Source organism: Lentzea sp. NBC_00516 (genome assembly GCF_036346835.1).
Lineage (GTDB): Bacteria > Actinomycetota > Actinomycetes > Mycobacteriales > Pseudonocardiaceae > Lentzea > Lentzea sokolovensis.
Genome location: NZ_CP107840.1, coordinates 5771827 through 5796774 on the forward strand (window position 1 = coordinate 5771827; position 24948 = coordinate 5796774).

A 24948-nucleotide genomic window follows, 5' to 3' on the forward strand; every position below is an offset into this window, starting at 1 on the left:
CTCGCCGACTTCGTGCCGGGCGCACTGGCCCGCGACCTGATGCTGGTCGTCGCCGGCGCCGCCTTCACCGGTCTCGCCGCGCAGGTGGCGCTGCCGATTCCCGGCAGCCCGGTTCCGCTGACGGGCCAGACGTTCGCCGCACTGCTCGTCGGCGCTTCCCTTGGCTGGCAACGTGGCGCGACCTCGATGCTGCTGTACCTGATCGCGGGCGTCGCGGGCGTGCCGTGGTTCCAGGGCGGCTCGTCCGGCGTTCCGGTCTCGCTCGGTTACGTCGTCGGCTTCGTGTTCGCCGGTGCTCTCGTGGGCTACCTGGCCGGCCGCGGCGGCGACCGCACGCCGGTGCGCACCCTGGGGACGATGGCGCTGGGCAACCTGGCGATCTACTCCGTCGGTGTGCCGTGGCTGATGGCGATGACCGGAATGTCGTTCGGCAAGGCCCTGGCCGTCGGCGTGCTGCCGTTCCTGATCGGTGACGCGCTGAAGATCGCGCTGGCCGCGGGCGTGCTGCCGGGAGCCTGGGCCCTCGTGCGCCGCCGGTAGTTCGGACTGGGTGGTGACACCTGGGGAGTACCTGACGTTCTTGGATGCGCGCCTGCCGGGTCTCGTGGCAGGCGCGCATCTTCATGGGTCGACCGTGCTGGACGACGTCGTCGCCGACTCGGACCTGGACATCGTGATCGAGCTCCACGCGAGCTGACCGCGTCCACAATGGAGTGCGCGGATGTCCCTGCCGCGCTTGCGGTCCAGGTGACGAAGCGGTTGCGCCGCGGACGTGGTCGCTCAGGTTCTCTCGCGCGGTGGGCAGGGCCCCGCCCTCCCAAGGGGGCAGACCGGCCAGCGCCTCCAGCCTATTCGCGAAATCGGCTTGTCAAGGCGCTGCCTGCCAATCTGTGGACAACTCGCTGCGAAGTTCGAGTTGTCCACAGATCGCCGAACGGTGCCTTGACAGCTCGTCGGCGCGGCTAGCTTGAGGTTGTGACTGCGTGGCGGTCAGCCCCCGGGAGGGTGGGGCCCTGCCTCTCGCCGCCGTTCAAGATCGCCGGCAAGTCCCGCGCCGGCGAACAGGCCGCCGCCCGTCGGCCCGACCTGCCGATCCTCGACCTGGTGTCCTCCCGGCGGGGTTCGGACGTGCCGCTGACGGTCGGCCACGCCCAGGCCGCCCTCGAGTTGTTCGACCGGATCCTGGCCGACGTAACGACCTGACCTCCGCGGCCGAGAAATCCGCGTGACCACGCATACCCCCGAAGAGCTGGGTTGCCTGGCCGGCGGCCCTGCCCGCGCGGCAGAGGTGGCCCTGGCCCGCCTGATCCAGGCCGGCCTGGTCCGGGTCTCGCGCGAGGGCGTGCTGAGCGCCGTCCACGTGCCCGGCGCCCGCCCGGCGACCCCGCTGGAGGCGCAGATCCTGCACGGCCTGCGCTCGGGCCGGCACCTGAACGACGTCGTCTTCGGCGCGTTCAGCTCGTCGGAGGCGGAGGGCCTGCGCGGCCACCTGATCAACCGCGGGCTGCTCCGGCGCCGCCGCTCCCTGCGCCCCCGCCTCTTCCCGTGGCTGTTCCTGCTGACGCCGCTGCTCATGATCGCCGGGGTGATGAGCGCCGTGGCGCCGTGGCTCCTGGTGGACTTCCTGGACTTCGCGGCGCCGCTCACCGAGTTCCCGTTCTGGTACTTCTTCGCGGCCGCCGCGGTGACGCTCGTCTGGGCCTCGGTGCTGCGCGCCCGCGACCCCGGCCGCCTGCGCACCAGGGCCGGCTACGTCCTGCTCAAACGCGCCAAGCGCCGGGTGGGCCCGCAGGACCCGGTCGGCGCGGTCGCCGTGCGCGGTCTGCGCGGGAGGATCGGCGGGGTGGCGGTCGCCGGGATGTTCGGGCTCAGCGCGGTCATGATCGCGACGCTGCCCGGCCGCGACACGACGACCAGCAGCAGTTGCGGGGGCGGTTGCTCGTCCGACAGCGGCTGTTCGTCGGGTGACAGCGGCGGTAGTTGCGGAGGCGGTGGCTGTGGTGGCGGATGCGGTGGAGGCGGCGGCGACTGACGTCGTAACGGCCTGAGTGCCGAACCCGACAGGCGCGGCATGAGCAAGTGGGACGAGCACGACCTTCTGCCCAAGGTGACGGCGGCACTGCGGCAGGACGGCCGGCCCTACTTGACCGCCTACCAGCTGGCGATCAAGCTGGAACGCGCTCACCCCGGTCTCGCCGAGCGGCTGGGCAAAGTTCTCGGTGGCGCGGGTATCGGTGTTCGGAACAGCCTGGCCGAGTACCTGGGAGGCCAGCTCGCCGGCCGCATCGACCGTGAGGGCGCTGCCTTTCCCTTCGAGCGCGCGTACCTCTGCAACGACGAGATCCGCGAAGTTCGCTTCGCCGGCCCGGACGGGAACGACTTGGTCAGCAGCCTGACCGGTAGCGGATACCACCTCTCGATCTTCCGGTGGCGCGGACCGGTCAGCGACGCCTGACCGAGACTGTCGGACCTGCCGGGTACGGTCTGTCCCGTGCCTGAAGTTCCCCCCACCCTGAGCCTGCTCGAAACCGCCGTCCACGCCGTGGGTGGCGCGGAGCGTCCTGGTCAGGTGGAGATGGCCGAGGCCGTCGACCACTCGATCCGCACGGGCGAGCATCTCGCGGTGCAGGCGGGCACGGGTACCGGCAAGTCGCTGGCGTACCTGGTGCCGGCCATCCGGCACGCGGTGGCCGAGGCCGAGACCGTGGTGGTCTCGACGGCCACGATCGCGTTGCAGCGGCAGCTGGTCGACCGGGATCTGCCTCGGCTGTCCAAAGCGCTCAAGAAGGACCTGGGGCGCGAGCCCACGTTCGCGATCCTCAAGGGTCGCAGGAACTACCTGTGCATGCACCGCGTGCACAACGGGGCTCCGGACGAGCCGGAGGAGGACGCGCTGTTCGACCCGTTCGCGGTGTCGAAGCTCGGGCGCGAGGTGAAGCGGCTGCACCAGTGGTCGTCGGACACCGAGACCGGGGATCGCGACGAACTGGTGCCCGGCGTCAGCGAGCAGGCGTGGCGGCAGGTCAGCGTCACGGCCCGGGAGTGCCTCGGGGTGTCGAAGTGCCCGATCGGGGCCGACTGCTTCGCGGAACGGGCGCGGGCCGAGGCGGGCAAGGCGGACGTGGTGGTCACGAACCACGCGATGCTCGCCATCGACGCGTTGGAGGGCTACCAGGTTCTGCCCGACCACGACGTGGTGGTGATCGACGAGGCGCACGACCTGGTCGACCGCATCACGTCGGTGGCCACGGAGGAACTGAGCGGCGCGAGCGTCTCGATGGCGGCGCGGCGGTGCGGGCGCCTCATCGACCAGGACATCGCGGACCGGCTGGCCGAGGCCAGTGACGGGCTGGCGATGATCCTCGAGGACATGCCTTCCGGTCGGCTGGACGCGCTGCCCAGGGCTCTCGCGGGCGCGCTGGCGGCCACGCGCGACGCGGCGCACGCCTGCATGTCGGCCATGGGTTCGGAACGCAAGGAGGACCCGGACGGGGCGACGGCGCGCAAGCTCGCGCTGGCGTTGCTGGAGGAGGTCCACGACTGCGCGGTGCGGGTGCTGGAGGCGTTCGACGAGGAACACGACGTCGTGTGGGTGTCGGGTGACTTCAACCAGAAGGCGCCGGCCATCAGGGTCGCCCCGCTCGGCGTGGGTGGCCTGCTCAGGGAACGGCTGTTCGCCAAGCGCACCACCGTTCTGACGTCCGCGACGCTGACGCTCGGCGGCGCTTTCGACACGATGGCGCGCCAGTGGGGCCTGCCGCCGTCGGAGAAGGTCCGCAAGATCGAGGGCGCGGCGACCGACAAGGACATCGACGGTCCGAAGTGGTCCGGCCTCGACGTCGGTTCGCCGTTCGCGCACGGCACGAGCGGCATCCTCTACGTGGCAAGGCATCTGCCTCAGCCAGGGCGGGACGGCCTGCCGCCGGAGTACCTGGACGAGATCGAGGGCCTGGTGAACGCGGCGGGCGGTCGCGCGCTCGGCCTGTTCTCCTCGACGCGTGCGGCGAAGGCGGCCACGGAGGCGCTGCGGGACAAGCTCGAGTACCCGATCCTGTGTCAGGGCGACGACGCGACGGGCCTGCTGGTCAAGAAGTTCTCCGAGGACGAGCGCACGTGCCTGTTCGGCACGCTGTCGCTCTGGCAGGGCGTCGACGTGCCAGGCCCGAGCCTGCAGCTCGTGATCATGGACCGGATCCCGTTCCCCCGCCCGGACGACCCGCTGGCCTCCGCCCGCCAGAAGGCGGTGAGCTCACGCGGCGGCAACGGCTTCCTGACCGTCGCCGCCACGCACGCCGCCCTGCTGCTGGCCCAGGGCGCGGGCCGGTTGCTGCGGTCGATGTCGGACAAGGGCGTGGTGGCCATCCTCGACCCGAGACTGGCCACGGCCCGCTACGGCGGCTTCCTCAGGGCCTCACTCCCCCCGTTCTGGACGACCTACGACCCCGAGGTGGTCCGGGGCGCCCTCAAGCGGTTGGACGAGGCTCAGACCCCTTGATCCGCTCCACGAGCTCGTCTCGGTAGGCCTGAGCGTCCAGCAGTTCCGGTTCGGAACCGTCGGTCCGCTTCAGCGCGCCTTCGAGGATCTTCAACGCCTGCCGCTCGTCCCCCTTCGCGTCGCCCAGCCGTGCCGCGTCCTCCATGGCTTTCGCGAGCTTGGTGCGCGCCTCGGGTTCCTGGGTGGCCTTGCTGATCCGGATCCAGTTGCCACCCGGATCGATGACGGCGAACCCGGTGTACCGGTCGTTGCGCAGCCGAGGCCTGGTCATGCGCGGAATGCCGGAGATGAGCAACTTCCCGTGCACAGCGCGCATTCGAGCCGCGAAGTCCTCGAACAACGGCCCGGTGTCCTCCACGATGACCACGCACGTGCTGTGCGACTGCTCCGGAACGTGGCCGTCCATCCCGTAGAAGTGCAGGTTGATGTCTTCAAGCCGCAAGCAGACGTACGGGTTCGGCCGCGTCTGCCGATAGGTGATCGAGAAGCCGAGCATCTCGTAGAAGGACGCGATTTCGTCGATGTCCCGACAGGGAAGGAGTGGAATCGTCAGTTCGTTTGCCACCGCCCGAAGCTAAGCCCGGACGCGCCGAAACGACACGGAGCTATTTGCTCAAGCGAATAGCATCGCAACTCCGCCCAGCAACAACAACGCGGACACGACGGCGATGACGAGCACACGCCCACGTGGCGTCTTCGCGTGCTTGAGCGCGATGGCGAGCGGTCCAACAGGCACCATGACGGTTCCCTTCGACGGAATGGCGGCTACAGCGACAAGTGCGCCGAGTGCGACCTTGAGCGGCGACATGCCCAGTTCGCGCGCACCAACGACATCTGCTTCCCACTGCTCGCGATAGCGCTCATCGCCCACAACGGCCGCCGCGAACCGCACCAACAACAACGCGACTCTCATTGCGCCGTCCTGGGCACGAACCGAGGCGCCGGAGCCGACCGAGCCACGACTCGACGGGCTTCCGCGGCGCCCTCGCCGGTCAGCCGATACATCCGCCGGCGCGGCCCACGCCGTTCCGCGTCGTCGTCCCAGGTCGAGGTGACCCACCCGGCCCGTTCCAGCCGGTCCAGCAACGGGTAGACGCTGCCGGACGGCCTGCCGGTGAGCTTGATGATCTCCAGACCCCAGCGCGGCTCGTCGGCGCCGAGCAGCACCTCGAGCACGTCGACGGTGGCCTTGCCGATGCGTTGCAGTGGCTCCACGCCGCCAATACTACCTATGTAGATTAAGCCGTTCAAGCAGCTCTTCGCGGAACTCCAAAGCCGACGCCCGCTCCTCCTCCGAAGCGTGCACCTCCCGCACGAGCGCCCCTTCGAGGATCTTCAACGCCTGACGCTCGGCCCCGTGCGACCCGGCCAGCGTCACCGCGTTGGTCAACGCCCTGGTCAGCCCGTTGCGCGTGGCCTCCCGCTCGCGCACGGCCGGCACCACCCGGATCCAGTTGCCGCCGGGGTCGACCATCAGGAACCCGTCCCGCCGCGGCCGCGTCATCCGCGGAATGCCGGTGACCAGCACCTGCCCGTAGACCGCGCGCATGCCGTGGGCGAACGCCTCGTACAGCTCCCTCGGGTCCTCGACCTGGATCAGGCACGAGCTGTACGACTCGGCGGGCTCGTAGCCCGGGATGCCGAAGAAGTGCAGGTTGATCTCCGAGCGGCGCACCGAAAGGTACGCGTTCGGCCGGTACTGCCGGTACGTGACCGTGAACCCGAGCATCACGTAGAACTCGGCCACCTCGTCGATGGAGGCACACGGCAGCAGCGGGATCGTCACCTCGTTGGCCACGCCGCCACGCTAGCGGCGCAGGTCAGCCGTCGACCAGCAATCCACGTAACGGTCCTTGCAATCTTCCGGCACGGCGGGACACACCGGGCAATGGCGTGACCCGCGCCGGACGCTCCAGGGCAGGCCGCCAGATCTCGTCGACCACCTGGTGGGCGGGCCCGGAGACGTCCGCGCCCAGGTGCTCGGTCCACAGCCGCAGGCGGGTCGAGCGGGCCACCTCCGGGTCGTCGGTCACGACGTTGACCTCGGTGTCGTTGAACAGCGAGTGCTCGTTCAGGTTCGCCGATCCGACCGTGAGCCACCGATCGTCCACAATGGCCAGTTTGGCGTGGATGTAGACCGGGGCATCGCCATGGGAGACAAGGGTTGCGGCGACGAGTCGCTTGTCGGTGTCCGCGTCGATCAACCGGCCGAGCTGACCGCGGGTGGTGTCGGCGCCGTTGCTGGGCTTCTGCGGCAGCAGCAACACCATCCGGAACTCGGGCGTCGGCGGGTTGCTCAGCTTCTCCAGCAGCACCTCGGTGATCTCCGGCGACCACAGGAACTGGTTCTCCACGTAGATCAACGACTCCGCCGACCGCAGCGCCCGCAGGTACGAGTCGAGCAGGCTGAAGTCGCCGTGCGGGGCGAACGAGTAGGTCTTCTCCGGGATCGTCCGCACCAGCTGCACCGACGACGACCCGGCCTCCGGCGGCACGACAGGTGCGGGCAGCGTCTCCCCCGCGATCTCCAGCCAGCGTGCCGCGAAGTGCGCCGCGACCTCTGCCACGACAGGGCCTTCCAGCTTGGCCACGTGGTCGTGCCAGCCGAGGTCACGCGGCGGGTGCTCCGGCGAGTCGTGCCGGTCGCCCTCCACCGCGGTCATGTCCAGGCCGCCGACGAACGCCACGTCGTCGACGATCACGATCTTCTCGTGGTGGCAGTGCAGGGTCCGCTCGCGCGCGTCCAGCTCGCACCGGACGGCACCGCACTCCCAGAAAGCCTTCTGGGCGGCCAAAGCGCGCTTGCGCGTCGGCTCGAACATGGGGAAGGGCGGACCGGCCCAGAGCAGCACGCGCACCGGAACCCGTTCCGCGGCAGCCGAAAGCAGCTCACGCAACTGCGGCGCGCCCGGCTCGCGGGTCAGCCGGAAGTCCGGCGACGCGTGCCAGTTCGCGATGTGCACGTACTTCTGCGCGTTCTCGATCGCTTCCGCCACAGCGGGAAACGCGGAGGCGCCGTCGATCAGAACCTCGATCTTGTTACCGTGCTGCACCGGTCGGCGCGGGGTGAATGACCCCGCGCCGTCGCCGTCGAGCACCTCGCCCCACCCCAGCCGTCGCAGTCTGCGCGTGTGGTGCGAGCACAGCATGTTCTCCAGCCCGTCACCGAGCCGGGCGTCGAGAACGTCGAGTAAGCCCACGAGGCGGATTTACCCGTTTCACACGCTTCTAAACAGCGAGCACCGTCGTCGTTCCCGGCTCGACCTCCGTGAAACCGGCGTCCCGCACCGCGACGACGTCGTCGCGACCGAGCAGCGCGTCCCACTCCGCGACCGACGGCGTCCGCACGGCACACCGGTAGTCCAGCAGGGCCCACGCCTTGAGGTCGGCCTCGGACAGGCGCGGCGCCAGCAGCATCGACGCGTGGCCTACCTGGGCCGCGAGCTTTCCGGCGGACATCTCGACGCGCGGGTTCACGTACAGCAGCCGCGCACCCTCAGGAACCGCTCCGGGCTCGTCCGGAGGCAGGTCGGACCCGGAGATCTGCAGCTTGGCGACCTCCCGAGGCGTCTCGGTCACCAGCACCGGCAGCAACGACCGGACCGACGCACCGTCCACGGTGATCGTCACCCCGGGCAGCTCCTGCACGGCGTCCCACTGCACGCCACGGGCCCGCCGCGACACCTTGCGGATCCGCCCGGCCACCCACGCCCGCACGGCCTCGTGCCACTCGCCACCGACGTCGGCCCGCGGGTCGAGGCACACCGCGACCGCCGAAGCGGCCGCGGCTTCCAGCAACGCCGTCCGCGACGGCGGATCAACACGTTCGATGCGCAACACCATCGGCATCGCGCGGACTTCGGACTCCTCCGCGTAGTTCCGGGAGGCGATGAGGTCGAGAATCATCACAGCCGGGTCAGCTCCAAGCCGTCCGCGGCGTCCGCGGCCTCCACCTCGGCCCTCGTCACGCCGAGGATGAACAGCACCGCGTCCAGGAACGGGTGCGACAACGCCGTGTCCGCCACCTCGCGCAACGCGGGCTTGGCGTTGAACGCGATGCCCAGACCGGCCGCACTAAGCATGTCGATGTCGTTCGCGCCGTCACCGACCGCCACGCACTGCGCCAGCGACACGCCGACCTCCTCGGCGAACCGGCGCAGCGCCACGGCCTTGCCCGGCCGGTCGACGATCTCGCCGATCACCTGACCGGTCAGCTTGCCGTCCACGATCTCCAGCGTGTTCGCCGCGCAGAAGTCCAGCTGCAGCTCGTCCGCGAGGCCCGTGATCACCGACGTGAAGCCGCCGGACACCACACCGCAGTAGAAACCGAGGCGCTTCAACGTGCGGATCGTCGTGCGCGCACCGGCCGTGAGCTCCAACGAAGCCCCGACCTCCGCCAGCACCTTCTCGTCGAGGCCCTCCAGCAACGCCACCCGGCGCCGCAGCGACTCGGCGAAGTCGAGCTCGCCGCGCATCGCGGCCTCGGTGATCTCGCGCACCTGCTCCTCGCACCCGACGTGCGCGGCCAGCATCTCGATCACCTCGCCCTGGATCAGCGTGGAGTCGACGTCGAACACCACCAGGCGCTTGGCCCGCCGGGTCAGGCCGGCCCGTTCGACCGCGATGTCGAGGCCCACCCGCACCGACACCTCGGCGAGCGCGGACCGCAGCTCCGTGTCGTTCTCCATCGTGTCGTCCGCGACCGAAACGCGCAGCTCAAGGCCCGTGACGGGGTAGTCGGCGACGCCGCGGATCGCGTCGATGTTCACGCCGAGCGACGCCAGCCGGCGCGCGACCTCGGTGAACGCCTTCGCGGTCACCGGACGGCCGAGCACGATCAGCACGTGCGACGACTCCAGTCGCGCGGTGCGCTTCGAGTCCGCGCCGATCTCGATCTCGACGTGCATCGAGACGGTGGCCATCGCCTGCTCGACCGACTCCTGCAGGCCCTCGGGATCGTGATCGGTCGAGACCAGCGCGCCGAGCACCAGCCGGCCCCGGATCACGACCTGCTCCACGTCGAGCACCTCGACGCCGTGCCGTGTCAGCACTGCGAACAGCACGGAGGAGACACCAGGCTTGTCGGGGCCGGTCACGGTGATGAGCACGGGCGTTTTCACGTCGTCGTCTCCTCGTAGGACGCGAAGAGCCCCGGACCGCGTGACAGCGACCCGGGGCTCAGCGTTGAACCTGTTACTGGCAGGTTACTTGTCGTGGTTCGGATCTTCCTTCTCGGAGGCCGTACCAGACTTGATGGCCGCTGCAGCGAGCTCGGACGGAGCAGGCTTCGCGTCCTTGTGCGCGATCGTCTTGCCGGTGAAGGACACGTGGCCCTCGTTCCGGATCCGCTCGATCATGTGCGGGTAGTGCAGCTCGAACGCCGGGCGCTCCGAACGGATCCGGGGCAGCTCGGTGAAGTTGTGCCGCGGCGGCGGGGACGAGGTGGCCCACTCGAGCGAGTTGCCGTAACCCCACGGGTCGTCCACCTTCACGACCTCACCGAAGCGGTAGCTCCGGAAGACGTTCCAGATGAACGGCAGCGTCGACGCGCCCAGGATGTAGGCGCCGATCGTCGAGATCATGTTCAGCGTCGTGAAGCCGTCGGACGCGAGGTAGTCGGCGTACCGGCGCGGCATGCCCTCGTTGCCCAGCCAGTGCTGGACGAGGAACGTCGCGTGGAAGCCGAGGAACGTCGTCCAGAAGTGCAGCTTGCCGAGCGGCTCGTCCATGAAGCGGCCGGTGATCTTCGGGAACCAGAAGTAGATACCCGCGAAGGTCGCGAACACGATCGTGCCGTAGAGCACGTAGTGGAAGTGCGCGACGACGAAGTACGTGTCCGACACGTGGAAGTCGATCGCGGGCGCGGCCAGCAGGATGCCGGACAGACCACCGAAGAGGAACGTGACGATGAAGCCGATGCTGAACAGCATGGGCGTCTCGAACGTCAGCTGCCCCTTCCACATCGTGCCGATCCAGTTGAAGAACTTCACACCGGTCGGGACCGCGATGAGGAACGTCATGAAGGCGAAGAACGGCAGCAGCACGGCGCCGGTCGCGTACATGTGGTGCGCCCACACGGCGACGGACAGGGCCGCGATGCCGAGCGTCGCGTAGACCAGCCCGTTGTAACCGAAGATCGGCTTGCGGCTGAACACCGGGAAGATCTCCGACACGATGCCGAAGAACGGCAAGGCGACGATGTAGACCTCCGGATGCCCGAAGAACCAGAAGAGGTGCTGCCACAGGATCACGCCGCCGTTGGCGGGGTCGAACACGTGAGCACCCAGATGCCGGTCCGCCAGCAGGCCCAGCAGGGCCGCGGTCAGGATCGGGAACGCGAGCAGCACCAGCACCGACGTCACCAGGATGTTCCAGGTGAAGATCGGCATCCGGAACATCGTCATGCCGGGCGCGCGCAGGCAGACCACGGTGGTGATCATGTTCACCGCGCCGAGGATGGTGCCGAGACCACCGACCACCAGGCCGGAGATCCACAGGTCGGCGCCGACGCCGGGCGAGTGGATGGCGTTGCTCAGCGGCGTGTACGCGAACCAGCCGAAGTCAGCCGCACCACCGGGGGTGATGAAGCCCGCCATCACGATCAGGCCACCGAAGAGGTAGAGCCAGTACGAGAAGGCGTTGAGCCGCGGGAACGCCACGTCGGGCGAGCCGATCTGCAGCGGCAGCACGAAGTTCGCGAAGCCGAAGACGATCGGCGTCGCGTACAGCAGCAGCATCACGGTGCCGTGCATCGTGAAGAGCTGGTTGAACTGTTCCTGCGAGAGGAACTGCATTCCGGGCCGGGCCAGCTCGGTCCGCATCAGCATGGCCATCGCGCCGCCGACCATGAAGAAGGCGAACGAGGTGACCAGGTACATGATGCCGATTTGCTTGTGGTCCGTGGTGCGGAACATCCGCAGCAGGAAGGACCCCTTGACCGCAGTGCGCGTCGGATAAGGACGCGTTGCGATCGGCTGCGGGGCTACGGCCGTCACGGTGCCTCCAGGCCTTGGTGGGACCAGTTCGTTCGGGAAACTCCCCGGGATATTAGACGGAGCCGATCAGCTCCATTCGGGTGGGCCATGGCCGGTGGCCAGCGGCGTAGCGCACGTCACACGTATCCTGCCGCCGTGCTCCGATTGCTCGCTGTCGCTTCTGTCCTGTTGCTGGCCGCCTGCGGCTCTCCCGCCACGCACAACTCCGCGGACGTCGAGTTCGCGCGGGGAATGGTCCCGCACCACGAACAGGCGCTGGAGATGTCCGGCCTCGTCGCGTCCCGCACGGAGAACCCGCACGTGATCGATCTGGCCAAGCGCATCGAGGGTGCGCAGAAGCCCGAGATCGACCGCATGAACGGCTGGCTCCGGACGTGGAACGCGCCGGTGCAGGCGTCCTCGCACTCCGCGCACGGCCACACGGAGTCGCACGGCATGGTCGAGCTGGGCAACCTGGCCGAACTGGACGGCACCGACTTCGACCGCCAGTGGCTGTCGCTGATGATCCAGCACCACCGCGGCGCCGTGGACATGGCGCAGAAGCACCTCTCGGCCGGCACCGACCCCGAGACCCGCAAGCTCGCCCAGGACGTCGTCAGCCACCAGGAGAAGGAGATCGCGGAAATGGAGTCGCTTCTCCCTCAGGGCTGATGCCAGCCTTCTAGCCGTGGATGCTTTGGCAGGCGTGCGCGCCGCAGTGTCGTTGGCGGCCTCGCACGGCGTGGTTTCTACCGACCCCGTCGTGCTGAAGGACGGCAGCAACGTCATCGTGCACCTGCGTCCGGCCCCGGTCGTGGCCCGGATCGCCGCGCGCACGGCCCTGGTTCGTCCTGCCGTCGCCGACCACTTCGCGCGCGACCTGTCCGTGTCGGCCTTCCTGGCCTCACGCGGCGTGCCGGTCGTGACACCTTCTGAGGAACTTCCTCCCGGACCGCACACGCGCGATGGCTTCGTGTTCACGTTCAGCACGTACGTCCCGCACGACCCCACGGCCGAGCTGACTCGGCCGGAGGTGCTCAAGCTCCTGCCCGACCTGCACGCCGAACTGCGTCTCTACGACGGCTTGCTGCCCTCACGCGGCCCCGTGGACGACGTCGACAACACCCTGATCTACCTCGACGGCCTGGGCGTGCCGGACCTGGAGCAGTTCCGCTCCCGCCGCGCCGAACTCCTGTCCAGGTGGGACGCGCACTACAACGACGTCCAGCCGCTGCACGGCGACTCGCACTACGGCAACCTGCTGATGACCCCGTCCGGGCCGGTCTGGAACGACTTCGAGGACACCTGGCGCGGCCCGATCGGCTGGGATCTGGCCTGTCTGGCCGGCGCACGCGGCAAAGAAGCCGCCCAACGCGCCGTGGACGTCTACGGCGGCGGGGCGGCTTCTTCGGACGTGGAGTTTCACCTGGAGGTGCGAATTCTCTTCGGCACGCTCTGGGGCTTGCTGATGGAGAACAGTTAGACGCGACGCCTGCGCATCACGAGCAGCACGGCGGCACCAGCGGCCACGAGCGCGGCACCCAGCCCGAGCAGCCACGCGGACCCGAACCCGGTAGCCGCCAGCCCGCCCGTCTGAGCGACCTGGGCGACCGGCACCTCGGTGGTCGTGGTCGTCGGCACGACCACTTCCGAAGACGAGGTGGTCGTGGTGGTCGGCGTCTGGGAATGAGTCACGGTCGAGGTTGTCGTCGTAGTAGTCGTGGTGGTGGTGGTGGTCGTCGTCGTGACCGGAGGCTTCTCGACGGCCACACCACACCCGAACCACTCGCCGATCTCCGGCAGGTTCGCGTCCCCGACGACCGGAGCCCGCAGCCCCTTCCACGGCAACGCCTCGCCGAGCTTGCCGGCCAGGTAGACGTTGAACACGTCCCCAGCCCTCACCAGCACGCCCGTGACCTTGAAGTCCGACGGCAGAGCGGTGATGTCCAGGTTCTGCTGGTTGTCACCACCGGCATAGGTGAACTTGGTGGGGTGGATCGGCGTCCCGGTCAGCCCACCCACGGTGCAGGCCTCGGGATGGTTGAAGTCGACGAACTGAAGAAAGGGCTGCGCACGAGCGTCGTCAGTGCTCACCCCGTCGGCGAACGCACTGGTCGCCAGCACCAGCGAGGCCACACCGGCCAGCGCGGCCGAAGCGAGCAGGCCGGATCTTCGAGGGAACGTCAAACGCATCGGGTCACTCCGTGGGGCTCGGCGGATGCCGCGATCTAAGACGATCGACGTCCCCCAAACGGGTTACATGACGATCAACAGTGATCCCTGTGGCCGAGTTGTTACTGCTCCGTGAAGTGGCGCCCCAAACGACCGAACGCCGAACAGGGCCGGAAATCGGCCCCGTTCGGCGTTCGAAGATCAACGCGTAGATCAGCTCTGCGAGCCCTCGGCGGGCTTCACGTAGACCGTTCCCCCGGTAGGCATACGCCTGAACCACTGAACGGGGGTGACCGGCTGACCGATCACCGGGCCCACCCCTGGCACGGGGTGAGCGACAGGCATGCCGGCGTTCTGCGGGAACTGCGGCAGGCGTGAAGGCTGGTTCGGGGAGGTCATTGTTCCTTCTCGGGAGGCGACTAATGTGCTTGGTCGGGCATCTCGACGAGGGACGAAGCGAGAAGCGAACCGAGTGCATTTTCGAGCCGGACCGCCGCCGCGGCGGAGCCGACCTTCCACTCCTCGGCCGCCCGGGCGAGTATCGACCCGAACGTTTTCGCGTTTCTATCGTGACGCCACTGGCAAAGAGCCCAGCTCGCGTCCTCGTCGAGCCAGAAGACTTCAGGCGGCGACACCACCCTGCCCGCCACCACTCGCCCCGTGATCGAGCGCTTGTGGCGCACGTCCGGTAGCGGGCGAAAATGGCAGTCTTCTGAAAACTGCGGGGACAGTGTCGCACCGTCCACTTGCGACGGCGAGGCGACCTCACCTGTGGGTTCGATCGGGCCGCTCACCAGGGCACGAAGCAGCCAGCGGGCATCCGCGCGCAGGCTCGCTTCATGCGCGAGCAACCACTCGCCGATCTCGTCGGCCCGGTTCCTTGCTCTCGCCAGCAATGAATCTGCGCCGCATTGTTCGGCACCAATCGACAAGCTGAACTGCGCGAGGCAGCTGTAGGCGTGCCAAGCCGCGAAGGTCTGTTCCAGTGGCCATCGTACGTGCGACCACGAAGTCTCGAAATAATCCGCGTCCTCGGCACTCACGTCAAGAAATTCTTTCGCGATGGCGAGGTCGAAGAACTTTTCGTGCGCACCTTCGTGAACCAGCGCTTCCGCCACGTCCATCGGAAGAACGGGTTCGTCGATCAACACGATGCCCGGGACGTACCTGGACGACGCCGACACGAGCCCACCGGAAGTCTCCCGCTTGAGCACCGCGAGCATCGAGACGTGCGCGAGGAGGTCCTCCGCCATGTCCGGGGCGAACTTGTGCAGCAGCCGGACGCCCTCTTCCACGATCGCGAGGGCGTTCTCGAACCGCTCTCCGTCGGCCTCGGTCAACGGCTGTGGGCGCGCGCCGGACGGGGCGGTGATGCGCAGCGGGGCCTCGAGCACCTCGGCCGCCGCCGGGTCCGAGGCGACGGGCACGCCGGCGTCACGCACTCTCATCGACGCGACCTGGGTCAGCTGTGCGGGGTCCACATCGCCGTGGCCGGCGAGCGCTCTGCCGATCTCGTATCGGACGATCGGGTGATCCGCGAGGTTGTCGGACAACTCGGTCCCAGGGGCGAACATCTCGGCCGCGAGGCGGTACAGGGTGCGTCTCTCGTCCACCAGGGCGGGCGCAGGAATCAGCGCCGCATGCAACGCATGCGTGCTCACTGTGGGCGAACCCATCACAGAAGACCCCGAACTGACGTCCCCCGACGCACCGGATCCGCGAAACTTTAGAGCAAGCAGTGACCTGTGCAACACATTGGATCCCCCTACAAAATGCCGGTGCCCCGGCCGCGTCTGGCGAGGACGCGGCCGGGGCACCTGGTTGGTTCATCAGCTGAACATGATGCTGGTGACGTTCACGAAGCCGATGACGGCCAGCGCGATGATCGAGACCGCGACCATCGTGAGCATGGTGCGCCACCCGATGGCGGTGACGGCGACTGCGACGGCTCCGGCGATTCCGAGTGCACTCCCTGTGGACATCTCGTTCCCTCCCGACTAGCGAGCACGTGCTCCCAGGTGTGGGCGGTCCCGGGCGTCTCGCCTGGTATTCAGGGTCCCGCGTTGTAGGTTGTCTGTCAACGGTCGCCAGGTTGCCAGACAAGTTGCAACCGGCAGGCAACAGGCCTACCCTGGACCAATGCCCGCCGACGACGTCCATTTCGGCGAGAGCTGGTCGCTCTCGCCTGATTCGCGACGGCCTCTCCCGGAACTCATCGAGCAGAAGCTCCGGGAGCAGATCATCGGCGGCACGCTCAAGGCCGGCGACCGTCTCCCCACCGAACCGGAACTGGCCCGCAAACTGGATGTCGCCCGGTCCTCGTTGCGTACAGCGCTGCAGCGACTGCAGCTGCAGGGCATCGTCGAGGTCCGCCGCGGCCTGGGCTGGTACGTCCGCCGCACCGATCTCGCCGCCGTCGAGGAACACCTCGAGGGCAGGCTCGCCGCGAGGCAGTTCTCCCACACCGACCTGCTGGAAGTGCGGATCGCGCTGGAGACCACCGCCGCGTCGCTGGCCGCGGTGCGCGCGGGCGACGGTGAACTGGACGAACTGGCCAAGCTCAACCGCCGCTACCAGCGCGCGCCGGTCGACGACATGCAGGAGGTGATCGAGTCGGACGAGGAGTTCCACTCGGCGCTGATCCGCGCGTCGCACAACGAGCTGCTGGAGCAGATGTACCAGACGCTCGTGCCCGGTCTGCAGGACTGCAAGCGGCACGCACACCCGTCGCGCGAGGTGCACAACCGGGCCGCGAACGAGCACGAACAGGTGATCTGGTTCCTCCGCCGGCACGACGAGGTGGGCGCGAAGAGCGCGATGACCACCCACCTGCTCGGGCTGTACAACGACGTGGCCACCGACGACACCCAGCCGCGGGCGTCGCTGAGCACCTACGTCGGGGTGTCGGACAACCCGATCTGGGGCAAGCCGCGCTGAGGCGTTCCTGATACGACAAGGACCGAAAGGGTCTGGCGCCGATCGGTCATCACTCCCACCATGTATGGACAACCGGTGGAGTGAGGGGGCGGCGACCAGGTGGCGATGGCGCGCAGGCACAGGCAAGCGCTCACCGTCGCGATCCTTCTGGTCGTCGTCGCGGCCGTCGACCTGACCGTCATCCTGCTGTGGCAGCCCACGTCGCGCAGCGTGCTGCACGACGTGCTGGTCGTGCTGTGGCCGTTACCGGCGCTGGCCGGCTTCCTGCTGGGCACCTACGAACTGTTCCTGCACCAGCGGCTGGTGAGCGAGATCGGCCGCATCTCCGGTCCCGGCATAGTCGAGCACCTGCTGCCGAGCGAGGTGCTCAAGGCGTTCCTGTCCAGGATCTACGGCACCGGCCAGCGCAACGACGACGTGGTGTCCGGCGTGCTCGGCGGCAACGGCATGCGCCCCAAGGGCGACGACCTGACGATCAGCACCCGCACGACGGTCCGGCTCGCGTTGCAGGGCGTCGACACCAAGACCTACCACCTGACCACGACGCAGAGGCACCACTTCCGGCACAGCGTCCCCGTCGACAGGTTCGTCATCTTCGCCACCAGCAACGCCACCCTGCGCGACACGATCAGCGCAGCCTGCCGCTATCCCCTGTTCGAGCTCTACTTCATGCCGGACGCGTCGTTGTTCCTCGACTCGGTGGACGACATCCGCGACTCGACCAAGATCACCATCGACTACCTCGACCACGACGGCCAGAGCCGCTCCGCCGAGCCGAGCCAGATCCCGCCGATCGAGGTCAGGTTCGACCAGTGGGCGAACTACCTGACGTTCTTCCGCGAGGCCATGGCCCCGCTCCCGAAGCTCAGCCCGCTGGACCACATGAGCGACCTGCGCATCCTGGAGTGCGACCTCAGCGGCATCGCCGACGACCACGTCGTGCGCGCGATCCTGGGTCTGACCGTGTCGTCGCGTTCCTTGCAGCGCACCAACGACGGCTTCGCGTACTGGCAGTCACCGTATCCGTCCTATGTGGACACGATCAGCTTCGACGCTACCGAGCTCGCGGTCGACCACTCCCCCGGCCACGAGTTCCGGATCATGCCGTTCACGTTCCGGTCCGGCACGGAGGCGGCGCAGTGGTTGCGCGCGGACGAGCTCGGGGACCTGGACGTGCGGTCGTGGATGCTGCCGGGGCACGGGGTGGCGCTGCTGTGGCGGGAAGCCCGCGGCTGACGTTCAGTCGGCGGGCCTCACGTAGACCGTGCCTCCACCGGTCGGCATGCGGAGGAACCAGTCGACTCCGCGGACCGGCTTCAGCGGCCAGCAGGAGCGTTCGGGATCCTGCGGAACGGGCACGGGAACGGGCTTGAGCGGGTCGGTGGCCATCTCGGTCTCCCTCACCTGCGGATGGCATTGGAGCCTAGCCACGACGTGCCCCGGCGGGCGCCTGCCAGGAGGGTGAGCGTGGTGCTGCAAGCGAGCGCAAGAAATTGCGTACACTTGCGCCATGACGCAACGGAGGCTGGCCGAGGTCGCGGCCAAGGTCGGGGTCAGCGAGGCCACTGTCAGCCGGGTGCTGAACGGCAAGCCGGGGGTCTCGGACGCCACGCGGAGTGCGGTGCTCACGGCACTTGACGTGCTGGGTTACGAGCGGCCGACGCAGCTGCGGGGTGAGCGGGCGCGGTTGGTCGGGCTGGTGTTGCCCGAGCTGCAGAACCCGATCTTTCCCGCGTTCGCGGACGTGGTCGGGAACGCGCTGGCGCAACGGGGGTTCACGCCCGTGTTGTGCACGCGGACGGCCGGCGGGGTGACGGAGGCGGAGTACCTGGAGCTGCTGCTGGAGCAGCACGTCAGCGGGATCGTGTTCGCTGGTGGGCTGTACGCGCAGAAGGACGCGAGTCATGGCCATTACCAGCAGATGATGTCGCGGAAGCTGCCTGCGGTGCTGGTCAACGCCGCCATAGACGATCTGGCGTTTCCGCGGGTGTCGTGTGATGACGCAGTGGCCGTTGAGCAGGCGTACGGGCATCTCACGTCGCTTGGGCACAAGCGGATCGGGGCTGTGCTCGGGCCGCCGGATCACGTGCCCAGTCAGCGGAAGATGCAGGCCATCGACAAGTGCGGTGGCGCGGACGTCGAGCACGCCATGTTCAGCCTTGAAGGTGGGCAGGCCGCGGCGATGAAGCTCGTGCAGCGCGGGGTCACGGCGATCATCTGCGCCAGCGACCCGCTCGCACTCGGTGCCATAAGGGCCGTGCGGCGTGCTGGGTTGGATGTGCCCAAGGATGTGTCGATCATCGGGTACGACGATTCGGCGTTCATGACCTGCACTGATCCGCCTCTTACGACGGTGCGGCAGCCCATTGAGGCGATGGGGCGGGCGGCCGTCGAGCTGCTGGCCAACCAGATCTCCGGCAACGCGGTGGCGCCGGACGAGTTGCTGTTCGAGCCGGAGTTGGTGGTGCGGGCGTCCAGTGCGCCGGTGAGGTAACGAGCATAGTCGTCTTCTTGCGAGTTTTCGTCTGGATATTGCGTTCAGATGTAACGGGGACTTATGGTCGCCGTCACATCGACGCGCTCGCGAGAAGGGCGGCCCCACCATGAAGAAGTCCGCTGCCGTGCTGCTAGGCGGTGTCCTCGTTCTGAGCACCGCCGCCTGTGGGAGCGGTTCCACGACTGAGCCCGGCGGCAAGGTCACGATCAACATCAATGGTCAGCCGCCGCAGACTCAGGCGTTCGACCGCAAGGTCTTCGACGAGGACGTCGCGGAGTTCGAGAAGCAGAACCAGGACATCGACCTCGTGCCGCACGAGGGGTTCATGGACCCGAAGACGTTCTCCGCCAAGCTCGCCGGCGGTCAGCTCGAAGACGTCTTCTACGTCTACTTCACCGATCCCGCTGCGCTCATCGCACGCAAACAGGCCGCCGATCTCACCGACTACGTCAAGGACGTCCCGCACTACGGCGACCTCAAGCAGGAGCTGAAGGACGTCTTCACGGTCGACGGCAAGGTCTACGGGCTGCCCACCGCGAACTACACGATGGGCCTGCTCTACAGCCGCACCAACTTCACCAAGGCCGGACTGAACCCCGATCAGCCACCGAAGACGTGGGACGAGGTTCGCGCCGCCGCCAAGAAGCTCAAGGACGCCGGTGTCACCGGGTTCGCCGAGTACAGCAAGAGCAACCAGGGTGGCTGGCACTTCACCACCTGGATGAAGTCCGTCGGCGGTGACATCGCCCGCAAGGACGGCGACACCTACAAGGCCGACTTCAACAACGACAAGGGCAAGGAAGTCCTGCGCAGGCTCAAGGAGATGCGCTGGGACGACAACTCCATGGGCGAGAAGCAGCTCCTGGAGATCGGCGACGTGCAGAACATGATGGGCGCCGGGCAGCTCGGCATGTACCTGGCCGCGCCGGACAACGTCGCCGCGATCGTCAACCAGTTCAAGGGCAAGTACGACGACTACGGCCTGGCCGCGATCCCTGAGCAGAAGGGAACCCTGCTCGGCGGCGAGGGTTACATGATCAACCCGAAGGCGACGCCGGAGAAGATCAAGGCGGGCCTGAAGTGGATCCAGTGGAAGTACCTGAACCCGGACCGACTCGAGGGCAACCTGCAGAAGTACAAGGACCGCGGTCAGCCCGTGGGCCTGCCGATCCCGCCGATCGCGGACATCTGGACCGGTGAGCCGCGCAAGCAGCAGGAAGACCTGAAGGCCAAGTACGCCACCATGCCGGTGAAGAACTTCCAGGCCTATGTGGACGGTTCGGAGTCCACCAAGGGCTCGCTCGAACCGCCGCAGGCACAACAGGTCTACGCGATTCTCGACTCCGTCGTGCAGGCCGTGCTGACGAACAAGGACGCGGACCACGCGGCGCTGCTCAAGGACGCCGAGACCAAGGTCAACGCCGTTCTGGCACAGGTGAAGTAAGTGCGGCGCCACGTCACCGCGTACGGCTTCCTGAGTGCCGCGCTGGTCGTCTTCGCGGTGTTCTCCTGGTACCCCATCGTGCGCGGGGTGGTCCTGAGCTTCCAGCAGGTCAACTTCGTCACGAGTCCCGACTGGGTGGGCTGGGAGAACTTCGAGCGACTCTTCGCGGACCCGCTGTTCGGGGTGGCGTGGCGCAACACGCTGTACTTCACGCTTCTGGCACTGGTTCTCGGTTTCGGCGTCCCGTTCCTGACGGCCGTGGTGCTCAACGAACTGCGGCACGCCAAGGGCTACTTCCGGTTGCTGGTCTACCTGCCGGTGATGTTGCCGCCGGTCGTCACGGCCCTGCTGTGGAAGTGGTTCTACGACCCGGGGCCGGGCCTCTTCAACTCGGTCCTCAGAGGACTCGGGCTGCCGACGTCGCAGTGGCTCGACTCCGCCGACACCAGCATGATCAGCCTCGTCCTGGTGATCACGTGGGCGAACATGGGCTCGGCCACGCTGATCTACCTGGCCGCGCTGCAGACCATCCCCGGTGAGCTGTACGAGGCCGCCGACCTGGACGGCGCCGGAATCGTCAGGAAGGTCTGGCACGTCACGATCCCGCAGACCAAGTTCGTGATCCTGATGCTGTTGCTGCTCCAGGTCGTGGCGACCATGCAGATCTTCACCGAGCCGTTCATCATGACCGGCGGCGGCCCGGAGGAGTCCACGGTCACCGTGCTCCTGCTGCTGTACCGCTACGCCTTCTACTACAACGACTTCGGCACCGCGAGCGCGCTGAGCCTCATCCTCTTCGCGGTGCTGGGCGTCTTCTCCTTCCTCTACCTCAAGATCACGAAGAAGGCCGACGCATGAGGACTCTCACGAGGGGAACGGGCCCGGCGTACTGGATCGTCCTCGCCGGCACGCTGGTCCTGTTCACCGCGGCGTTCCTGCTCCCGCTGGTCTGGGTGCTGATCGGCGCGTTCAAGCCGCCGGCGGAACTGGCGCAGCAACCGCCGACGATCCTGCCGGAGACCTGGGAGCCCGGCGCGTACGTCGACGCCTGGAACTACATGGACCTCGGCCGGTTCTTCCTCAACACGTTCGTCGTCGCGATCGGCGCGTGGGCCGTGCAGATGGCCGTGATCGTGCCCGCGGCCTACGCGCTCAGCAAGCTCCGCCCGATCTTCGGCAACGCGATCATGGGCCTGATGCTGGCGACGCTGATGCTGCCGTCGACGGCAGTGCTGGTCCCCGTGTACCTCACGCTGACCGACCTCGATCTGCTGAACAACCCGGCGGGCATCTGGTTGCCGGCCGCGGCGAACGCGCTGAACGTGTACCTGCTCAAGCGCTTCTTCGACCAGATCCCGGAAGAACTCCTCGAAGCGGCCAGGATCGACGGCGCGGGGACGTGGACGACCCTCGTCCGCATCGTGCTGCCGATCTCTCGCCCCATCCTCGCCGTCGTCTCGATCTTCGCGGTCGTGGCGGCGTGGAAGGACTTCATCTGGCCGCTGCTCGTGTTCCCCGATCCGGCGAAGCAGACGCTCAGTGTCGCGCTTCAGCGCTTCGCTCCGGACACCCCGATCAACCTCCTGCTCGCGGGCCTCGTGCTGGCGAGCCTGCCGATGGTGGCGCTGTTCCTGGCGTTCCAGCGGCACATCCTCGCGGGGCTCACCGCGGGCGGCGTAAAAGGCTGAAAGGACACCAGATGAGTTGGTGGCGCAACGCATCCATCTACCAGGTCTACCTGCGCAGCTTCGCGGACGGCAACGGAGACGGCATCGGCGACCTGGCCGGCCTCCGCGCCAAGCTCCAGCACATCGCGAGCCTCGGCTTCGACGCGATCTGGCTCAACCCGTGGTACCCGAGCCCGCTGGCCGACGGCGGCTACGACGTGGCGGACTACCGCGACATCGAGCCGGTGTTCGGATCGCTCGCCGACGCCGAGAAGCTCATCGCGGACGCGCACGGACTCGGCATCCGGATCATCATCGACCTCGTCCCGAACCACAGCAGCGACCAGCACCCGTGGTTCAAGGACGGCCTGTGGGACCGCTTCCACGTCCGTGACACCAAAGAGATCCCGAACGACTGGCAGTCGCGCTTCGGCGGCCCGGCGTGGAGCAAGCTCGACGACGGCCGCTGGTACCTGCACCTCTACGCCGCCGAACAGCCGGACTTCAACTGGGAGAACCAGATCGTCCACGACGAGTTCGAGGACATCCTGCGGTTCTGGCTCGACCGCGGCGTCGACGGCTTCCGCATCGACGTGGCCGACGGCCTGGTCAAGGACTTCAGCAAGCCCGACGTGGATCTCCCCTACTCCGACCAGGACGGCGTGCACGAGATCTACCGCAGGTGGCGGCAGATCGTCGACGAGTACGACGGCGACCGCATCCTCGTCGGCGAGATGTGGCTGCCCGACCCGGTCAGGTTCGCCAGGTACCTGCGCCAGGACGAGATGCACAGCGCGTTCAACTTCGACTTCCTCTGCTGTCCCTGGAACGCCGACGAACTGCGCATGGTCGTGGACAGCACGCTCGCCGCGCACGAACCCGTTGGCGCGCCACCGACCTGGGTGCTCTCCAACCACGACGTCACGAGGCACGTGACCCGCTACGGCCGCGAGAAGACGGGATTCTCCTTCGCGGACAGGCAGCACGGCGCCCCGACCGACTTCGAGCTCGGCACCCGCCGGGCCCGCGCGGCGATCATGCTGACGGCCGCGCTGCCCGGTGGCGTGTACGTCTACCAGGGCGAGGAACTCGGGCTCTGGGAGGTCGAGGACCTGCCGGACGAGCTGCGCGAGGACCCGGTGTGGCACCGTTCCGGCTTCACCGACCGGGGTCGCGACGGCTGCCGCGTGCCACTCCCCTGGTCCACTGAGGATGGTCCGAGCTGGTTGCCGCAGCCGGAGAACTGGCAGGACTTCTCGGTCGCCGCCCAGACGGACGACCCCGACTCGATGCTCGCCCTGTACCGCCAGGTGTTCGCGCAGCGCCGCGGCATCGACGGCGACCTGGAGTGGCTCGACCTCGGCGAGAACGTGCTGGCGTTCAAGCGCGGCGACCACACGTGCGTCGTCAACCTGTCGGACGCGCCGATCGATCTACCGGGCGTGCCAACGTTGTCAAGCGTCCCGCTGACCAACGGCCAGCTGCCGCCCGACGCGGCGGCCTGGCTGAAGTAGACGGGGGGTCGGGGGTGGCCACGAGCCACCCCCGAGCTTCACCTCGTCGCGTAGGGCGAGTTGTCGACCTTCGCGGTCTCGGTGGGCAGGTTCTTCACGACACCGATCGCCACGTTGTCCACGATGGTGTCCGCCGCCGCCTTCGGCATCACACCGGCCAGTGCGGCCTTGGCGTCGTCCAGCACCCCGAAGATCTTGTCGATGATCTTGGACAGGCCCCGGACGGCGGCGACCACCTTCTTGATCCAGCCCGAGACCTTCTCCGCCCACTTGACGACCAGCCGGATGCCGTCCGCGATGATGCCCGGCGTGGCGAGCCCCATCGTGATCAACGCCGCCGCGGCCCACCGGATGAGCGCCTGCGTCAGCTCGCTCATGGCCATCGCGATGAGGTCGCGCACGATGGTGCGCACCGTGGCGACGGCGATGCCGGCACCGGTCAGCGCGGCACCCACCCCCTCGGCGGCGATGCCCGCGGCCTTGACGCCGGTCGCCTCCACCTTCGCCACGGCGGTGTAGGCGTCCACCGCGGCGCCCCGCCACGCGGAGGTGTCGGCGTCGACGACGCGCGACATCTCCTCGGCCGCCTTCTTGAGGTGATCACCGACGTTGCCCCACGTGGCCGCGTTCTGGTTGATCACGCCGGGATTTCCCGCCAGCGAGTCGAGCATCGACTTCAGCGGTTCGACGTGTTCGATGAACCAGGCGAACGCCGAGGACAGCAGCGTGCCGAACGGGTCGCTGAGAAAGCCGAGCGCGTCGATCCCCGCACCGCCGATGTTGACGAGGCCTTCACCCCACTCGCCGCGCTGGATCGCGGAGATCGCGTCGGCCGCCGGCTCGACCAGGTTGAGGCCGGCGAGTGCGCCGGGGCCGTCGGGTGCCTTGGCCACCAACGGGTTCGGTGCGGTCACGACGTCCACTCCCCGAGCTTCTCGACGATCTTCTTGAAGTTGCCGCTGAGCTTCTGGTCGACGGCGTCGTAGGTGTCGGCCATGCCGTTCACACCGTCCACAGTGGCGTTGACGACGCCGTGCGCGGTGTTGACGGCGCCGGTGCCGGCAGCCTCGATCGTGCCCATGATCGGCTCGATCAACGGGCTGCAGAGGATCCCGTACGCGTTGGCGCCGTTGATCTGCGCCTGTCCGATGGCCTGCTGCGCGGTCTCGATCTGCTTCACGATGCCTTCCAGCCGCTTGGCGTGCTCACGCATCGCCTCCGTCTGGACGTTGAACGATCCGGTCATGC

The 24948-nt window shown here is 67.9% G+C and carries 29 protein-coding genes; 15 read left to right on the forward strand and 14 right to left on the reverse strand.

Annotated elements, in window-relative coordinates; genetic code table 11:
- The first annotated feature begins 39 nt into the window (after positions 1 to 39).
- The 6 genes from OG205_RS25645 (at position 40) to OG205_RS25670 (ending at position 4495) form a co-directional block, all read left to right on the forward strand.
- Positions 40 to 540, forward strand: coding sequence for a biotin transporter BioY (locus OG205_RS25645; RefSeq protein WP_330278226.1), 501 nt, complete (start codon positions 40 to 42; stop codon positions 538 to 540).
- A gap of 13 nt (positions 541 to 553) precedes the next feature.
- Positions 554 to 697 carry a nucleotidyltransferase domain-containing protein gene (locus tag OG205_RS25650; RefSeq protein ID WP_330270620.1) on the forward strand — a complete coding sequence of 48 codons (144 nt, stop codon included), beginning with the start codon at positions 554 to 556 and terminating at the stop codon, positions 695 to 697.
- A 308-nt stretch (positions 698 to 1005) separates the two neighbouring features.
- Positions 1006 to 1203, forward strand: a complete 198-nt coding sequence (locus OG205_RS25655) for a hypothetical protein (protein ID WP_330270621.1) — start codon at positions 1006 to 1008, stop codon at positions 1201 to 1203.
- 22 nt (positions 1204 to 1225) lie between these two features.
- Positions 1226 to 2032 carry a TIGR04222 domain-containing membrane protein gene (locus tag OG205_RS25660; protein ID WP_330270622.1) on the forward strand — a complete coding sequence of 269 codons (807 nt, stop codon included), beginning with the start codon at positions 1226 to 1228 and terminating at the stop codon, positions 2030 to 2032.
- A 39-nt stretch (positions 2033 to 2071) separates the two neighbouring features.
- Positions 2072 to 2455, forward strand: a complete 384-nt coding sequence (locus tag OG205_RS25665; RefSeq protein WP_330270623.1) for a hypothetical protein — start codon at positions 2072 to 2074, stop codon at positions 2453 to 2455.
- A 120-nt stretch (positions 2456 to 2575) separates the two neighbouring features.
- Complete coding sequence (locus OG205_RS25670) at positions 2576 to 4495, forward strand: ATP-dependent DNA helicase (protein ID WP_330278227.1); 1920 nt, start codon at positions 2576 to 2578, stop codon at positions 4493 to 4495.
- Here OG205_RS25670 and OG205_RS25675 read toward each other — a convergent pair.
- The 8 genes from OG205_RS25675 to ctaD all read right to left on the reverse strand — a co-directional run bounded on the left by OG205_RS25675 (position 4464) and on the right by ctaD (position 11490).
- On the reverse strand, positions 4464 to 5060 hold the full coding sequence (locus OG205_RS25675; protein ID WP_330270624.1) for a hypothetical protein: 597 nt from the start codon (positions 5058 to 5060) through the stop codon (positions 4464 to 4466). The two genes, OG205_RS25670 and OG205_RS25675, sit on opposite strands and share 32 nt — an antisense overlap.
- Positions 5061 to 5108: 48 nt before the next feature.
- Positions 5109 to 5408 carry a hypothetical protein gene (locus OG205_RS25680; RefSeq protein ID WP_330270625.1) on the reverse strand — a complete coding sequence of 100 codons (300 nt, stop codon included), beginning with the start codon at positions 5406 to 5408 and terminating at the stop codon, positions 5109 to 5111.
- Positions 5405 to 5710 carry a helix-turn-helix transcriptional regulator gene (locus tag OG205_RS25685; protein WP_330270626.1) on the reverse strand — a complete coding sequence of 102 codons (306 nt, stop codon included), beginning with the start codon at positions 5708 to 5710 and terminating at the stop codon, positions 5405 to 5407. The genes OG205_RS25680 and OG205_RS25685 overlap by 4 nt, the downstream gene beginning before the upstream one ends.
- 10 nt (positions 5711 to 5720) lie before the next feature.
- Complete coding sequence (locus tag OG205_RS25690) at positions 5721 to 6293, reverse strand: bleomycin resistance protein (protein WP_330270627.1); 573 nt, start codon at positions 6291 to 6293, stop codon at positions 5721 to 5723.
- 22 nt (positions 6294 to 6315) lie between these two features.
- On the reverse strand, positions 6316 to 7695 hold the full coding sequence (locus tag OG205_RS25695; RefSeq protein WP_330270628.1) for a phospholipase D-like domain-containing protein: 1380 nt from the start codon (positions 7693 to 7695) through the stop codon (positions 6316 to 6318).
- A 28-nt stretch (positions 7696 to 7723) separates the two neighbouring features.
- Positions 7724 to 8401 carry a peptidyl-tRNA hydrolase gene (locus tag OG205_RS25700; protein ID WP_330270629.1) on the reverse strand — a complete coding sequence of 226 codons (678 nt, stop codon included), beginning with the start codon at positions 8399 to 8401 and terminating at the stop codon, positions 7724 to 7726.
- Positions 8401 to 9615, reverse strand: a complete 1215-nt coding sequence (serB, locus tag OG205_RS25705; protein WP_330270630.1) for a phosphoserine phosphatase SerB — start codon at positions 9613 to 9615, stop codon at positions 8401 to 8403. The genes OG205_RS25700 and serB overlap by 1 nt, the downstream gene beginning before the upstream one ends.
- Positions 9616 to 9699: 84 nt before the next feature.
- Positions 9700 to 11490, reverse strand: coding sequence for an aa3-type cytochrome oxidase subunit I (ctaD, locus tag OG205_RS25710; protein WP_319978065.1), 1791 nt, complete (start codon positions 11488 to 11490; stop codon positions 9700 to 9702).
- Between the two features lie 135 nt (positions 11491 to 11625).
- Here ctaD and OG205_RS25715 point away from each other — a divergent pair, with 135 nt between their 5' ends.
- Together OG205_RS25715 and OG205_RS25720 are read left to right on the forward strand one after the other, a co-directional pair.
- On the forward strand, positions 11626 to 12141 hold the full coding sequence (locus OG205_RS25715; protein WP_330270631.1) for a DUF305 domain-containing protein: 516 nt from the start codon (positions 11626 to 11628) through the stop codon (positions 12139 to 12141).
- A gap of 16 nt (positions 12142 to 12157) precedes the next feature.
- Positions 12158 to 12952: a phosphotransferase gene (locus OG205_RS25720; RefSeq protein WP_330270632.1), complete on the forward strand. Its 795-nt coding sequence runs from the start codon at positions 12158 to 12160 to the stop codon at positions 12950 to 12952.
- Here OG205_RS25720 and OG205_RS25725 read toward each other — a convergent pair.
- From OG205_RS25725 to OG205_RS25735, 3 genes are all read right to left on the reverse strand, one after another.
- The gene (locus tag OG205_RS25725) at positions 12949 to 13662 is read right to left on the reverse strand and encodes an LPXTG cell wall anchor domain-containing protein (RefSeq protein WP_330270633.1); all 714 of its coding nucleotides are present in this window, start codon (positions 13660 to 13662) and stop codon (positions 12949 to 12951) included. The two genes, OG205_RS25720 and OG205_RS25725, sit on opposite strands and share 4 nt — an antisense overlap.
- A gap of 398 nt (positions 13663 to 14060) precedes the next feature.
- A complete protein-coding gene (locus OG205_RS25730) occupies positions 14061 to 15302 on the reverse strand; it encodes an aKG-HExxH-type peptide beta-hydroxylase (RefSeq protein ID WP_330270634.1) in 1242 nt (413 codons plus the stop codon).
- A 168-nt stretch (positions 15303 to 15470) separates the two neighbouring features.
- Positions 15471 to 15623 (reverse strand): hypothetical protein, encoded by a 153-nt coding sequence (locus OG205_RS25735; protein WP_330270635.1) that lies wholly within the window; start codon positions 15621 to 15623, stop codon positions 15471 to 15473.
- A gap of 157 nt (positions 15624 to 15780) precedes the next feature.
- Here OG205_RS25735 and OG205_RS25740 point away from each other — a divergent pair, with 157 nt between their 5' ends.
- Positions 15781 to 16578 (forward strand): FadR/GntR family transcriptional regulator, encoded by a 798-nt coding sequence (locus tag OG205_RS25740; RefSeq protein ID WP_330270636.1) that lies wholly within the window; start codon positions 15781 to 15783, stop codon positions 16576 to 16578.
- A 105-nt stretch (positions 16579 to 16683) separates the two neighbouring features.
- A complete protein-coding gene (locus tag OG205_RS25745; protein WP_330270637.1) occupies positions 16684 to 17814 on the forward strand; it encodes a hypothetical protein in 1131 nt (376 codons plus the stop codon).
- A 3-nt stretch (positions 17815 to 17817) separates the two neighbouring features.
- On the opposite strand, the gene OG205_RS25750 is transcribed toward OG205_RS25745, so the two are convergent.
- Positions 17818 to 17982, reverse strand: coding sequence for a hypothetical protein (locus tag OG205_RS25750; protein WP_330270638.1), 165 nt, complete (start codon positions 17980 to 17982; stop codon positions 17818 to 17820).
- 106 nt (positions 17983 to 18088) lie between these two features.
- Here OG205_RS25750 and OG205_RS25755 point away from each other — a divergent pair, with 106 nt between their 5' ends.
- The 5 genes from OG205_RS25755 (at position 18089) to OG205_RS25775 (ending at position 23700) form a co-directional block, all read left to right on the forward strand.
- Positions 18089 to 19072, forward strand: coding sequence for a LacI family DNA-binding transcriptional regulator (locus OG205_RS25755; RefSeq protein ID WP_319978053.1), 984 nt, complete (start codon positions 18089 to 18091; stop codon positions 19070 to 19072).
- 109 nt (positions 19073 to 19181) lie between these two features.
- Positions 19182 to 20519 carry an ABC transporter substrate-binding protein gene (locus OG205_RS25760; protein ID WP_319978052.1) on the forward strand — a complete coding sequence of 446 codons (1338 nt, stop codon included), beginning with the start codon at positions 19182 to 19184 and terminating at the stop codon, positions 20517 to 20519.
- Positions 20520 to 21377: a carbohydrate ABC transporter permease gene (locus OG205_RS25765; protein ID WP_319978051.1), complete on the forward strand. Its 858-nt coding sequence runs from the start codon at positions 20520 to 20522 to the stop codon at positions 21375 to 21377.
- Positions 21374 to 22207, forward strand: a complete 834-nt coding sequence (locus OG205_RS25770; protein ID WP_319978050.1) for a carbohydrate ABC transporter permease — start codon at positions 21374 to 21376, stop codon at positions 22205 to 22207. Before OG205_RS25765 ends, OG205_RS25770 begins: the two co-directional genes overlap by 4 nt.
- Before the next feature lie 11 nt (positions 22208 to 22218).
- On the forward strand, positions 22219 to 23700 hold the full coding sequence (locus OG205_RS25775; RefSeq protein ID WP_330270639.1) for a glycoside hydrolase family 13 protein: 1482 nt from the start codon (positions 22219 to 22221) through the stop codon (positions 23698 to 23700).
- Positions 23701 to 23738: 38 nt separating this feature from the next.
- Here the strand turns inward: OG205_RS25775 and OG205_RS25780 are convergent, their stop codons facing one another.
- The gene (locus OG205_RS25780) at positions 23739 to 24614 is read right to left on the reverse strand and encodes a WXG100 family type VII secretion target (protein WP_330270640.1); all 876 of its coding nucleotides are present in this window, start codon (positions 24612 to 24614) and stop codon (positions 23739 to 23741) included.
- Positions 24611 to 24946 (reverse strand): type VII secretion target, encoded by a 336-nt coding sequence (locus OG205_RS25785; RefSeq protein ID WP_330270641.1) that lies wholly within the window; start codon positions 24944 to 24946, stop codon positions 24611 to 24613. Before OG205_RS25785 ends, OG205_RS25780 begins: the two co-directional genes overlap by 4 nt.
- Positions 24947 to 24948 lie beyond the last annotated feature (2 nt).